Source organism: Micromonospora sp. NPDC004704 (genome assembly GCF_053601675.1).
Map to the genome: position 1 here is coordinate 55,689 of NZ_JBSGCD010000007.1, position 12,519 is coordinate 68,207.

The following is a 12,519-nucleotide window of genomic DNA, read 5'->3' on the forward strand; positions in this document are numbered from 1 at the left end:
CCCGGTCGTCCGGTGGACCGGGGCGGCGCCTGCGTATCCGGGCGGTCAGTGGGTGGCGTGCAGCGCCGTACGCAGTGTCTGGGCGCCCTGTGCGGTGGCGGCGCGGGCGGCACTCGTCGTGGCCAGCGTGTCGAGCATGACGAAATCGTGGATCATGCCCTGGTAGCGGACCTGGGCGACCGGTACGCCGGCCTGGCGCAGCTTGGCCGCGTACGCCTCGCCCTCGTCGCGCAGCGGGTCGGCTTCCTCGGTGATGATCAGCGCGGGTGGCAGGCCCCGAAGTTGGTCGATGCTGGCCTGCAACGGTGAGGCGGTCGGGTCGCCGCGCCTGGCGGTGTCCGGCAGGTACTGGTCCCAGAACCACATCATCTGGTCCCGCCGCAGGTAGTAGCCGCTGTCGAATTCCCGGTAGCTGTCGGTGTCGAAGTCCGCGTTCGTGACCGGATACCAGAGCACCTGGTGACGGAACTGCGGACCGCCCCGCTGCTTCGCCAGCAGGGTGATCACCGCGGCGAGGTTCGCTCCGGCCGAGTCCGCGGCGATCGCGATCCGGGACGGATCAAGGCCGAACTCCGCGCCCTGCTCGCTGATCCACTCCGCTACCGCGTAACACTCCTCCAACGCCGTGGGGAAGGGCGCCTCCGGTGAGCGGCTGTACTCCGGGAAGACCACGGCCGCGTCCGCCTGGACGGCGATCTCCCGGATCAACCGGTCATGGGTGAACGAGTCACCGAAGACCCACCCGCCGCCGTGGAGGTAGAGGATGACCGGCATACCGCCCTGCTGACCGCCGCGCGAACGCATCATGTCCTGCGCGAGTCCCCGTACCCGGTCGGTCAGTCTGTTCCCGTTGTCCGATCCGCCGCCGCTGCTGCCCGGGGGCCGGACGATGCGTACGGGGACCTGGCCGGAGGGCCCGCCGGGAACCATCAGGTTCTCTGAATCGACAGCCGGTTTGGCGATGCCACTGGACTGCAGGTCGGTGAGTTTCTCGCGGCCATCGCTGGGCGGGATCTGGTGCAGGAAGGGCGGCTGCGAGGTCATCCGGGCGAACTCCCGCGCGGCGGGCTCGAGTACGACGGTGCCGACTGCCTGAGCCATGGTCGCTCCTCTCACGCAGCGGTGGACCTGCTGCGGTGGCGGCTGCTCTTCGAGGTGCGTACCCGAATTCGGGTGGTCTACCGGGCGGATGGTCGATGTCCCGACGGGCCGTTGATGGAGGCGACTTTGCCGACCCGGCTTGTGGATCAACTCGACTCCCTGTCCGGTTTGCCGCCGGAAGTCCGAGCTTTCATAGCAGATCAAGGCCGTCCTCGGGCGTTTTCCACAGGCGTCCCGGTTATCCACAGGCAGGGCCGGAGGTGGGGACGGGGACACGCCGGCCGGTTCAGGGTGTGTCGGTCACCCCGTACCGACGCCGCCGCTGGAGACCGCGATGCCACCCCGTACCCCTGTCCAACCCGGACCCCGCCTGCCGCTGGTCCTGACCTCGGACGGTGACCTGCTCGACGAACTGCTCCAACTCGCCGCGGCCGGCGGCACGGAGGTCGAGGTGGTCGCCGACCCGGCCGCCGCCCGCTCCCGCTGGGCCGCCGCGCCGCTCGTCATGGTCGGCACCGACCAGGCGCAGTCCTGCCTGCGGGCGCGACTGCCGCGCCGCCCGAGGGTGGTGCTGGTCGGCCGGTCCGGTCCGGGCGATCCCGGCTGGGAACTGGCCGAGCTGATCGGCGCCGAACACGTGGCCATGCTGCCGGCGGCGCAACCGTGGTTGGTGGACCGCTTCGCCGAGGGCCTACCCGGATCGGCCGCCGTCGCACCCGGACGGGTGGTCGCGGTGATCGGTGGCCGGGGCGGCGCCGGCGCGAGCGTGCTGGCCGGCGGGCTCGCGGTGACCGCCGCGCGGGGCGGGCTGCGCACCCTGCTGGTCGACGCCGACCCGCTCGGCGGCGGACTCGACCTGGTGCTCGGCTGGGAGCAGCTCGAAGGGCTCCGCTGGCCCGCCCTGACCGAGGTCGACGGACGGGTCGACGCACCGGCGCTGGTCCGGGCCCTGCCCAGCCGGGGCGACCTGGTGATGCTCTCCTGGGACCGGGGTGACCTGTTCAACCTGCCGGCCGAGGCGATGGCCGCCACCATGGACGCCGGTCGCCGGGGCCGCGACCTGGTCATCGTCGACCTGCCACGCCAACTCGACGACTCTGCCGTGATCGCGTTGCAGGCCGCCGACCGGGCCTTTGTCGTGGTGCCGGCCGAACTGCGGGCAACCGCCGCGGCGGCCCGTGTGGTCACCGCGGCCAGCCTGCACTGCGCCGAGCTGTCGGTGATCGTGCGCGGGCCGGCGCCCGGCCGGCTCAAGGCCCGTGAGGTCGCCCGGGCGCTGAGCCTGCCGCTCGCCGGCACCCTGCGACCGGAGCCGGGACTCAGCCGTGGCCTGGAACGCGGCGAGGCGCCCGCGTCCTCCGGCCGGGGACCGCTCGCCATCCTCTGCCAGCGACTGCTCACCGAACTCAACGACCTGCCGACGGCGGGTGCGGCATGACCGACCGCATCCGCGTCGCCGGCCCCACCGGTTCGGGGCCGGCGGACAACCGACCCCCGTCCGCCGGCCGGGGCGCCGTCGCCGGTGGCCCGTTGGCCAGCCGGGTCCGCCGACGGTTCGCCACCGAGGGTACGGCGATCACCCCGGCCGCCGTGGTCGCCGCCGTACGCGACGAACCCGGTGCGGCGGTCCTGGGGGACACCGCCGTGCTCCGGATGGCCGGTCAGGTCCATGACGACCTCGTCGGCGCCGGCCCGCTCGCCCCACTGCTCGCCGATACCGAGGTCACCGACGTCCTGGTGAACGGCGTACGGGTCTGGGTCGACCGGGGCCGGGGACTGCAACCGGTGCCGATCGCACTCGGCGATCGCGATGACGTTCGCCGGCTGGCCCAGCGGCTCGCGGCCGGTTGTGGGCGGCGCCTCGACGAGGGATCCCCGTACGTCGACGGGCGGCTGCCGGACGGCACTCGCCTGCACGCCGTACTGCCGCCGGTGGCGACCGACGGGCCGTACCTGTCACTGCGTACCTTCCGGCAGCGCCCGTTCACCCTCGACGAACTCGTACGCCACGGCACCGTGCCCCGGCCGGCGGCAGGACTGCTCGCCGCCGTGGTGGCCGCCCGGTTGGCGTACCTGGTTGTCGGCGGCACCGGATCCGGCAAGACCACCCTGCTCAACACCCTGCTCGGCCTGGTCCCGCCGACCGAACGGATCGTCCTGGTCGAGGACGCCGCCGAACTGCGCCCGGTGCATCCGCACGTGGTCGGCCTACAGGCCAGGACCGCCAACGTGGAGGGCACCGGCACCGTCGGCCTGAGCGACCTGGTACGTCAGGCGCTGCGGATGCGTCCGGACCGGATCGTGGTGGGCGAGTGCCGGGGTGCCGAGGTGGTCGACCTGCTCGCCGCGCTCAACACCGGACACGACGGCGGGGCGGGGACCCTGCACGCCAACGCACCGGCTGACGTACCGGCCAGGCTGGAGGCGCTCGGCCTGCTCGGTGGCCTGCCCCGAGCCGCCCTGCACGCACAGGTCACCGCCGCACTCCAGGTCCTGTTGCAGGTACGCCGTACCGAGGCGGGCCGGGTGCTGGAAGCGGTCTGCCTGCTCTTGCCGAGTGGGCCGGAACGGCTGGTCACCGTCGTACCGGCCTGGCGACGAGGTGAGGGTGCGGGACCGGCCGCCACCGCGCTGGCCCGACTCCTCACCGAACGAGGGGTGCCCGTACCAGCGGTCCTGCTCGAACCGGCGGCGCCGACTCGGCCGGAGCCGTCAGCACGACGGGCGGCGCCGACTCGGCCAGAGTTCCCGGCGCGACCGGGCCTGCCGGCTCGGCCGGAGTTGCCGACCCGGCCGGCGGGAGGTCGACCGTGATCTCCGGGTGGTGGCTCGTCGCGGCCTGCCTGGTGGCGGCGGCAGGGCTCGTTGCCTGGTCGCCGGTGGGAAACCGGGCGCGGTGGCGGGCAATCGTCGGAGCATCGGCCGAGGACGCCGGACAGGCTGCGGTCGGATGGCGGGTTGGTGTGCCCGGCTGGGTGGACGCCGCGCCGAAGCGAGTTGCCGTGGTTGTCGCCGGGTTGGCGGCGGTTGCCGGAACCGTGCTGGGTGGACCGGTTGCCGGATTCGCCGGCCTGGCGTACGGCGGGCTCGCGGGACGGGCGGCGCTGCGTCGGCGTACCGGACGGGTCGTCGAGCGGGCCCGCCGCCGCCAACTGGACGGCCTCTGTGCACTCGCCGCCGACCTCCGCGCCGGCCTACCGATCACCAACGCGCTGCCGTCGACCGTCGGCCCGGAGGCAGATCGCGCAGTTGCCGCTGCCGCGGCGACTGGCGGCGGGAGCGGGAGCGCAGGGCGGATCGACGGGCTGGCCCGAGCGGCCGTCCGGCTCGCCGAGCAGACCGGTGCACCCCTGGCCGATCTGTTGGAGCGGATCGAGGCCGACGCCCGAGCGATGGATCGCGGACTCGCCGCTGCCGCCGCGCAGGCCGCCGGTGCCCGAGCGACCGCGATGCTGCTGGCCGGGCTGCCCCTGGGCGGCATCGCACTCGGGTATGGCATCGGCGTCGACCCGCTCGCCGTGCTGCTGCGTACGCCGATCGGGGCCGGCTGCGCGGTCGGTGCGATCGTGTTGCAGCTAGCGGGCCTGGCCTGGGCCGACCGACTCGCCGGCAGCGCCTTGCGGGCGGCCTGATGTCCACCCCGACGGCGATGGTCCTCGGCCTGGCCGGCGCGGCCGGACTCGTTCTCGTCGCCGGCCGACCCACCAAACGGTCGACCCGGCGCCGGCTGGTCCGACTCGACCTGGACAGCGTCCGGGGCGCCGCCGGTGCAGACGGTCGGGCTGGTGCCGGCAAGGGCCCGGATGCCGCTGCCGGGGACGGCTGGTGCCGGCCGGATCTGATCCGGCTCGGGGCGCTGCTTGGTGGCGTGGCCGTGGCGGTTGTGCTGGGCGGCTGGACCGGGGCGGTGGCAGGGGTGCTGGCCGGCATCGTGAGCGACCGGCTGTTGCGCCGGCTCGAACCGGCCAGTGCCCGCCGGCTCCGGCTGCGCGAGGTAGCCGACCTGCCGCTCGGCGCGGACCTGCTGGCTGCGGCGCTGCGTGCCGGCGCCCCGGTCGACCGGGCGGTGCTGTCCGTCGCCGAGGCCCTCGGCGGTCCACTCGGTGACCGGCTGCACCGGGTCGGCCGGACCCTGCGCCTCGGCGGAGAACCGGCGGAGGCGTGGGCCCATCTCGGTTCGGTGCCCGGCGGGGACCGGCTCACCGCCGCCGCCGTCCGTACCTCCACCAGCGGTGCGGCGCTCGCCGGGGCGCTGACACGGCTCGCCGACGATCTCCGCGCCGATCGGGCCGTCACGGTCGAGGCGGCGGCGCGGCGGGCCGGTGTCCTGATCGTGCTGCCGCTCGGGCTGTGTTTCCTGCCCGCCTTCATTCTCGCCGGCCTGGTGCCGGTGATCGTCGCCGTGCTCGGCGACGTGCTCTGAACACTCCACAGAGGAAGGAACAACCGTGATCCGCAAACTGAGGGCCCGGCTGCGCGGCGACGCCGGGATGAACACCGCCGAGTACGCCGTCGGCACGCTCGCCGCCGTCGCGTTCGCCGGCATCCTGCTAAAGGTCCTGACCTCCGGAAACGTCCAGTCGGCGTTGACCGCCGTGATCGACCGGGCGCTGAAGTGATCCGGCGCCGGTGGGCCGAGGGCGACCGGGGCTCGTTCACCGCCGAGTTGGCGGCCGGCCTGCCGGCGCTGGTGATGCTGCTGCTCGTCGGGCTGGCCGCCGTCGGTGCGGTCACCATGAAGGCCCAGTGTGTGGACGCGGCTCGGGAGGCGGCACTCGCCGCCTCCCGGGGCGAACCCGGAGTGCCGGCCGGAGCCGGGTCCGCCCCACCCGGCGCCACCGTGTCGGTCACGGTCGCGGGCGAGCGGGTGATCGCGACCGTACGCGCACCGATCCGGGTCTTCGGCACCCGACTGCCGAGGCTGACCGTCACCGCGACCGCGGTGGCCGCCGTGGAACCCGGCAACCCGGAACCTCTGACATGACCGGGTCCGTGTTCGGTCGCGGGGATCGGGGGAGCGCTTCGCTGTGGCTGCTGGCGGTCGGGCTGACGCTGGTGATGGCCGGTATGGCCGGGGCTGCGGTGGGTGCGGCCAGGGTCGCCAAGCACCGGGCGAGGGTGGCCGCCGACTTCGGTGCCCTGGCCGGCGCCGCCCGTACGCTCGACGGCCCGGCCGTGGCCTGTGCACGCGCCGCCGAACTGGTCGACGCCAACGGTGGTCGGCTGCTCGACTGCACGGTGGACGGGCTCGACCTGCAACTCGTGGTCGAGGTCGCGGTGACCCCACTACCGGGACTGAGCCGGGTGGCCCGCGCCTCCGCCCGCGCCGGCCCGGCACGAGGCTGACGCACCCGCACGAAGCCCCTGGACAAACTCGCCGAGTCCCCCGAGACAAAGTGGCAGACCTGCCAACCGGCAGGTCTGCCACTGAACCGCTTCGGGTTGGGCCGCCGAACCGATCAACCTCGGGTCGGACTCACCTGACGCGACGGGTCCGCGACGACCCAGTCCCGGGAGTCCACCTGAGCCGGCAGGGCAGGCCGGAGACGACGCTGCCGGGCGAGCAGCGCGACCGCGACGATGACCTGAACCGCCAGGACGAAGACCTGCGTGATTGGTGACTTGACGGTCAACAGCGCCATTGTCATGTTGACGCCCAGGTGGACCGCGACCGACGCGGTAACCCCGGCAAGCTCGTAGGCGTAACCGGTGAGCAGTGCCATCGGGAAGACGCTGAGGGTGAACAGCAATCCGCTCCAACTGACCAAACCGAACTCGGCCTGGAGGGTGCCGTCGATGAAGAACAGCGGCAGGTGCCATACCGCCCAGGCGGCACCCAGCAGCAGACCGGCCTGAAGGCGACTCAGCGACGCGAGCAGTCGTGGGTACGCCGTACCACGCCAACCGGGTTCCTCGGCCAATGGACCGGCGATCAGCATGCTGACGAAGAACGGCACGGGCCCGCCGACGGTTGCGACGAGGTCCCGTCCCTCGGTCAGACTCAGCACGGGACCGCCCAGGAATTCCGCGAGCAGTGCGCCTGCCAGGACGGTAACCGAGGCCAGCGCCAGCATGGGCAGTGCCCAGAGCAGTCGTACGCCCAGCCGGGTCCTCACCGCATGGGCGGGTACGGGTTCGCGGCGGCGGGAGCGCCGTACTCGCAGGACGATCGCTCCGATCACCGGGCCGAAGCCACCGAGCAGGTAAGGAACGGCGGTGGGGGAACTCGTCGCCGATCCGCCGAGTGCGATTGCCAGAAGCCAGAACGCGAACGTCCAGCCGAAGGTGACCGCCCAGAAAGCAGTAAGGCCGCCGCGCGGACGAGTGGGGGCTGCGATAGTCACGCCGTTTCCCTTTCGAGGGGTGTGCATGAGGGGGTTCCGCATCCCGCCCTGTCGGGGACGGGCGGGAGTTAATCCGTCCGTTGTGCGAACCGGATCTAGCGAGGGGTTTCGTTCAGTCGCTGGGCGAGCCAGCCGGTGACCTGTGCGAGCAGGTCGGGGTCGACCGGCCGGCGGAGGAGTCGCGGATAGGAGCGCACCGACGCACGACCGGGGTCGCGGCGCAACGGGTGGGTGAGGTCGGGGATCCGGTGAACCCTGACCTCACCGGGCACCAGCCGGCGGATCTCGTCCAGGTCCGCGGGGTCGACCTGGACGTCCTTGGCACCGGTGATCGCCAGGACGGGGACCTTGATGTTCGCCAGATCCGGGCGCGGATCGTGGGCGAGCATCTCCCGCATCCACCGGGCATTCATCCGCATCCCGGCGACCCGCACCACGTCCGTATCGGTCGCCTTGATCCGAGTCAACTGCCGACCGGCCAGGGCTCCCAGCAGCGGCAGCAGCGGGCGTACGGCGACCGGCAGGGTGCGGGCGACCATCCCGGCCTGCCAGCGCAGCGCGTCCTCGCCCGGTCGGGCGAACCCGGCCAGCAGCACCACCGCGGCCACCCCCGGGCCCGCGCCGAGGGACATGGCGTGCACGGCGCCTTCGCTGTGCCCGACCACACCGATGGCGTCCGGCCGAATGTCGGATCTTCCGGCCAGGGCGCGTAGTGCGGCGGCGGCATCGCGTCGGTTGTCGACGAACCCGGTCGTACGCCAATCGCCGGAGGTGGCTCCGACGCCGCGCCGGTCGTAACGCAGGGTCGCGATGCCGTTGTTCGCGAGCGCGGCGGCCAGCGGCGGTCCGAGTTCCATCCGGTGCCGGCTGGTGGTGTTGGCGTCGCGGTCCAGCCGCCCCGAGGCGTGCAGCAGCAGGACGGCCGGGTGCGGGCCGGCGCCCGCGGGCAGGGTCAACGTGCCGGCCAGGGGCAGCCCGTCGTCGGCGGTGGCGGTCATGTCGACGTCCCGCATGTACCACTCCCATCATTCTCGGCTTTGGGAACATTATCAGATGTGGGAACATTATCGTATGTGGGAACATGGGGTCATGGCAACTGCGGACCTTCTCCTGCACCCCGTCCGGATGCGCATCCTGCAAGCGCTGTTCGACGCCGATCCGTTGACCACCGCACAGCTGCGCGACCGCCTACCCGACATCCCGGCCGCGACGATGTACCGGCACATCGCCGTGCTGGCCGACGCGGGCGTGCTCGAGGTGGTGGACGAGAAACGGGTACGCGGCACCGTGGAACGCAGCTACCGGGTACGCAAGGAGCAGGCGGTGATCGATCCCGCGGCCCGAGCGGCGATGACGAAGGAGGACCACCTGCGGGCGTACACGACGTTCTCGGCATCGTTGATGGGGGATTTCGACCGCTACCTCGCCCACGAGAACGCCGACCCCACCGTGGATGGGGTGGTCTACCGGCAGGCGGCGGTGTGGCTGACCGAGGAGGAGTTCGCCACGCTGGTCGAGGAGATCGAGAGCGCCGTCGTCGCCCGGGTCGGCCAGACCAGGGATGACGGCCGCATCCGTCGCGTCGTCAGCCTGGTCGTCGTCCCGGACCAGCCCAGGACGGAAGCCGGTTCGGAGCGCCCGGCTGATTGAGCTGCTTCCGGAACCAGTGGCCGGAGCGCGGACTGTGCTCGATTACTGCCCCCGGAGGGGCAGGAAACCACCGCAGCCGAAGACGTCACGGGGCCCGGCCGCCGGTGGTCCGACGGAGGCGTCGTACCCGGATGGCAGAGTGCGGCGGGTGACACCGTTGCGGATCATCAAGGGTGACGCGACCAGCCCGCAGGCCGCAGGTCCGAAGGTCATCGCCCATGTGTGCAACGACATCGGGGGCTGGGGCGCCGGATTTGTCGTCGCGGTCTCGCGTCGGTGGCCCGAGCCCGAACGTGACTACCGTCAGTGGCATCGAGGGCGGGCACACAACGACTTCGCGCTCGGTGCCGTACGGCTGGTGCAGGTTCGACCCGACATCTGGGTTGCGAACATGATCGGGCAACGCGGCATCAAGCGCGGCAGTGCGGGGCCACCGATCCGGTACGACGCCGTCGAGCGCTGCCTGACCGCACTCGGCGAGCAGGCCATGGCCCTCGGGGCGTCCGTACACATGCCACGGATCGGTTGTGGGCTCGCCGGTGGTCGCTGGGAGAAGATCGAGCCCCTCGTTGTCGCCGCGCTCTGCGAACGTCAGCTCGCCGTGACCGTCTACGACTGGCCGTGAGATCCCGCGCCGGACCGGGCCGGGCCAAACCGTGATCAGCGGGCGGTGCCGTCGGTGGCGGCGCGTAGCGCCGAGGCGCTGAGGATCTGGTGGATGCCGTGCAGGTGCTCGTTCATCCTGTGCAGTTGCTCGGCCTGGGCCAGGGTGGCGTACGCCTGACTGAGCGAGATCTGCTGGTCCACCGTGAGGTTGTCCTGGTCGACGCCGTAGAGCAGGTCGACGGTCTCGGCAATGGTGTCGGCCACCTCGTCCTCCTTGGACAGTGCTATGGAAGCGCTCCCATGCAGGGTACCCACACGGGTGGTCATCCATACAGATGAATCAGGCGGATTCCTCGGCCAGGTTCGTCAGCACCACGTCCAGGACCTTGACCGCCTCCGCCTTGGCCAGCGGGTTGTTGCCGTTGCCGCACTTCGGCGACTGCACGCAGGACGGGCACCCGGACTCGCAACCGCACTCGCTGATCGCGTCCCGCGTCGCCGTCAACCACTCCGTCGCCGCGTGGTACGCCCGCTCGGCGAAACCGGCCCCGCCGGGATGTCCGTCGTAGACGAAAACCGTCGGCGCGCCGGTGTCCGGGTGGATCCCGGTGGAGAGCCCGCCGATGTCCCACCGGTCACAGGTCGCGATCAGCGGCAACAGGCCGATCGCGGCGTGCTCGGCCGCGTGCAACGCACCCGGTACGTCGGCCACCTCCACCCCGGCCTGGGTGAGTGCGTTCAGTGACACGGTGAACCAGACCGCGACCGTACGCAGCTCGCGGGCGGGCAGGTCCAGCGGGCGGGTGTCCAGCACCTCGCCGGAGGCGAGCCGCCGCCGCTGGTACGACACCACCTGGCTGGTCACGTCCACCTCGCCGAGGAACAGCCCGACCGGCCCGGCGTCCCGGTACGACCGCACCGACACCACCCCGAGCGAGGTGACGTCCCGGGCGTGGGTGGACCAGTCCGGCTCCTCGGCGTGCACCAGCGCGCACGCGTCGTCCAGGTCCAGGTTGTCGACCACGTACGAGACGCCCTGGTGCAGGTAGACCGCACCGGAGTGGAGCATGAAGTGGGACGAGGCCGGGTCGACGGTGCCGAGCAGGCGCCCGGTGGACGTTTCGACCACCGAGATGGGGGCGCCCCCGGTGCCGCGCAGGTCCACCTCGGGGCGCCCGGTGTGCCGCCAGTACCACCCGGTCGGGCGCTGCCGCAGCGCGCCGGACTCGACCAGGGCGGCCACCGCCTCCGCCGCCCCGGACCCGAACAGCGCCAGGTCGGCCTTTGTCAGCGGGGCCTCGGAGGCCGCGCAGCACAGTTGCGGCCCGAGCACGTACGGGTTGGCCGGGTCGAGCACGGTCGCCTCGACCGGTCGCCCGAACAGCGCCTCCGGATGGTGGACCAGGTACGTGTCCAGCGGATCGTCCCGCGCCACCAGCACGGCGAGCGCCTCGCCGCCGGAGCGCCCCGCTCGCCCGGCCTGCTGCCAGAGCGACGCCCGGGTCCCCGGCCAGCCGCAGATCAGCACCGCGTCCAGCCCGACCAGGTCGACGCCGAGTTCGAGGGCGTTGGTCGAGGCGAGCCCGAGCAGGTCGCCGTGGAGCAGCGCCCGCTCCAGTTTCCGCCGGTCCTCGCGCAGGTAACCGGCCCGGTACGCGGCAACGCGACTGCCGAGGCCGGGCACCGCCTCGTCCAGTGACCGGCGGGCGGTGCTCGCGACCACCTCGGCGCCGCGCCGGGACCGGACGAACGCGAGCGTACGCACGCCCGCGGCGACGGTGTCGCTGAGCAGGTCGGCGGTCTCCCGCAGGGCCGAGCGCCGTACCGGTTCCGCCTCGGTGGGTTCGACCGCGTCGGGGGAGGGCGGCAGCAGGGGTGGCTCCCAGAGGGCGAACGTGACTCCGCCCCGGGGGGACGAGTCCTCGGTGACGGCGGTGACCGGGAGCCCGGTCAGCCGCTCGGCGGCGTTCGCCGGGTCGCCGGAGGTGGCCGAGGCCAGCACGAAGACCGGGGACCGGGGCACACCGTCGACGGTGGGTCCGTACCGGGCGGCCTGGCGGCGCAGCCGGCGCAGCACGTGCGCCACGTGCGAGCCGAACACGCCACGGTACGTGTGGCACTCGTCGACCACCACGAACGCGAGCCGGCGCAGGAACGTCGCCCAGTGGCCGTGTCCGGGCAGGATGCCGTGGTGCAGCATGTCCGGGTTGGTCAGGACGAACCGGGAGTGCTTGCGGATCCACTCCCGCTCGGCGCGCGGGGTGTCCCCGTCGTAGCTCGCCGGCCGTACCCCGTCGAGGTCGAGGGCGGCGACGGTGCGCAACTGGTCGGCGGCGAGTGCCTTCGTCGGTGCCAGGTAGAGCACGGTCGCGCGGGGGTCGGTGAGCAGGGTGGCCAGCGCCGGCAACTGGTACGCCAGTGACTTGCCGGACCCGGTGCCGGTGGCGACGATCACGTGCTGGCCGCCGTACGCCAGGGTGGCCGCCTCGGCCTGGTGCTGCCAGGGGGCGACCACGCCGCGCCCGACGAACGCCGCCCGCAGCGGCTCCGGCACCCAGCCCGGCCACGGTACGGCGTGCCCGGCGCTGGCCGGTACCCGCTCGACGTGGGTGACCGGATCGGTCCGGGTCCGGGCCCGTAGCTGACGTAGCAGCTCGGCCGGAGCGGGGGTGGGGCCACCGGCCGGGCGGGGCCGGTCGGCCTCGGCGGATACTGTGGCTGCGGTGGTCACGCCCTGCACTCTCGCACCGACCCGCCGGAATCGGAAAGCGGGGGCGCGGGACGGGCAGTGGCACCGTGGGTCAGGTAGGCGACGCTC

14 protein-coding genes are annotated in these 12,519 nt (G+C 72.8%); 9 read left to right on the forward strand and 5 right to left on the reverse strand.

Translation table 11 applies throughout. The annotated features are described in order from the left end of the window. Positions 1-45 precede the first annotated feature (45 nt). The gene (locus ACWEFB_RS11705; RefSeq protein ID WP_452284683.1) at positions 46-1,101 is read right to left on the reverse strand and encodes an alpha/beta hydrolase; all 1,056 of its coding nucleotides are present in this window, start codon (positions 1,099-1,101) and stop codon (positions 46-48) included. Between the two features lie 382 nt (positions 1,102-1,483). Between ACWEFB_RS11705 and ssd the strand changes: the two genes are divergently transcribed. The 7 genes from ssd (at position 1,484) to ACWEFB_RS11740 (ending at position 6,447) form a co-directional block, all read left to right on the forward strand. Then, complete coding sequence (ssd, locus tag ACWEFB_RS11710) at positions 1,484-2,539, forward strand: septum site-determining protein Ssd (RefSeq protein WP_452285138.1); 1,056 nt, start codon at positions 1,484-1,486, stop codon at positions 2,537-2,539. Further along, positions 2,536-3,915 carry a TadA family conjugal transfer-associated ATPase gene (locus ACWEFB_RS11715; protein WP_452284685.1) on the forward strand — a complete coding sequence of 460 codons (1,380 nt, stop codon included), beginning with the start codon at positions 2,536-2,538 and terminating at the stop codon, positions 3,913-3,915. Before ssd ends, ACWEFB_RS11715 begins: the two co-directional genes overlap by 4 nt. 65 nt (positions 3,916-3,980) lie before the next feature. Beyond that, positions 3,981-4,733 carry a type II secretion system F family protein gene (locus ACWEFB_RS11720; protein WP_452285140.1) on the forward strand — a complete coding sequence of 251 codons (753 nt, stop codon included), beginning with the start codon at positions 3,981-3,983 and terminating at the stop codon, positions 4,731-4,733. Further along, positions 4,733-5,524, forward strand: a complete 792-nt coding sequence (locus tag ACWEFB_RS11725; protein WP_452284687.1) for a type II secretion system F family protein — start codon at positions 4,733-4,735, stop codon at positions 5,522-5,524. The genes ACWEFB_RS11720 and ACWEFB_RS11725 overlap by 1 nt, the downstream gene beginning before the upstream one ends. Positions 5,525-5,591: 67 nt before the next feature. Further along, positions 5,592-5,720, forward strand: a complete 129-nt coding sequence (locus ACWEFB_RS11730) for a DUF4244 domain-containing protein (RefSeq protein ID WP_208418639.1) — start codon at positions 5,592-5,594, stop codon at positions 5,718-5,720. Further along, positions 5,717-6,085, forward strand: coding sequence for a TadE family type IV pilus minor pilin (locus ACWEFB_RS11735; RefSeq protein WP_452284689.1), 369 nt, complete (start codon positions 5,717-5,719; stop codon positions 6,083-6,085). The genes ACWEFB_RS11730 and ACWEFB_RS11735 overlap by 4 nt, the downstream gene beginning before the upstream one ends. Next, positions 6,082-6,447, forward strand: a complete 366-nt coding sequence (locus ACWEFB_RS11740; RefSeq protein ID WP_452284691.1) for an Rv3654c family TadE-like protein — start codon at positions 6,082-6,084, stop codon at positions 6,445-6,447. Before ACWEFB_RS11735 ends, ACWEFB_RS11740 begins: the two co-directional genes overlap by 4 nt. Before the next feature lie 113 nt (positions 6,448-6,560). Here the strand turns inward: ACWEFB_RS11740 and ACWEFB_RS11745 are convergent, their stop codons facing one another. Beyond that, the gene (locus ACWEFB_RS11745) at positions 6,561-7,445 is read right to left on the reverse strand and encodes a CPBP family intramembrane glutamic endopeptidase (protein WP_452284694.1); all 885 of its coding nucleotides are present in this window, start codon (positions 7,443-7,445) and stop codon (positions 6,561-6,563) included. Positions 7,446-7,540: 95 nt separating this feature from the next. Continuing rightward, positions 7,541-8,458 carry an alpha/beta hydrolase family protein gene (locus tag ACWEFB_RS11750; protein ID WP_452284696.1) on the reverse strand — a complete coding sequence of 306 codons (918 nt, stop codon included), beginning with the start codon at positions 8,456-8,458 and terminating at the stop codon, positions 7,541-7,543. A 76-nt stretch (positions 8,459-8,534) separates the two neighbouring features. Between ACWEFB_RS11750 and ACWEFB_RS11755 the strand changes: the two genes are divergently transcribed. Both ACWEFB_RS11755 and ACWEFB_RS11760 read left to right on the forward strand, forming a co-directional pair. Further along, positions 8,535-9,095, forward strand: coding sequence for a helix-turn-helix domain-containing protein (locus ACWEFB_RS11755; protein ID WP_452284698.1), 561 nt, complete (start codon positions 8,535-8,537; stop codon positions 9,093-9,095). Between the two features lie 148 nt (positions 9,096-9,243). Next, complete coding sequence (locus tag ACWEFB_RS11760) at positions 9,244-9,720, forward strand: macro domain-containing protein (RefSeq protein ID WP_452284700.1); 477 nt, start codon at positions 9,244-9,246, stop codon at positions 9,718-9,720. 35 nt (positions 9,721-9,755) lie between these two features. On the opposite strand, the gene ACWEFB_RS11765 is transcribed toward ACWEFB_RS11760, so the two are convergent. Together ACWEFB_RS11765 and ACWEFB_RS11770 are read right to left on the reverse strand one after the other, a co-directional pair. Further along, positions 9,756-9,965, reverse strand: a complete 210-nt coding sequence (locus tag ACWEFB_RS11765; protein WP_326561374.1) for a hypothetical protein — start codon at positions 9,963-9,965, stop codon at positions 9,756-9,758. Between the two features lie 76 nt (positions 9,966-10,041). Continuing rightward, a complete protein-coding gene (locus tag ACWEFB_RS11770) occupies positions 10,042-12,432 on the reverse strand; it encodes a DEAD/DEAH box helicase (RefSeq protein ID WP_452284702.1) in 2,391 nt (796 codons plus the stop codon). Between the last annotated feature and the right edge of the window lie 87 nt (positions 12,433-12,519).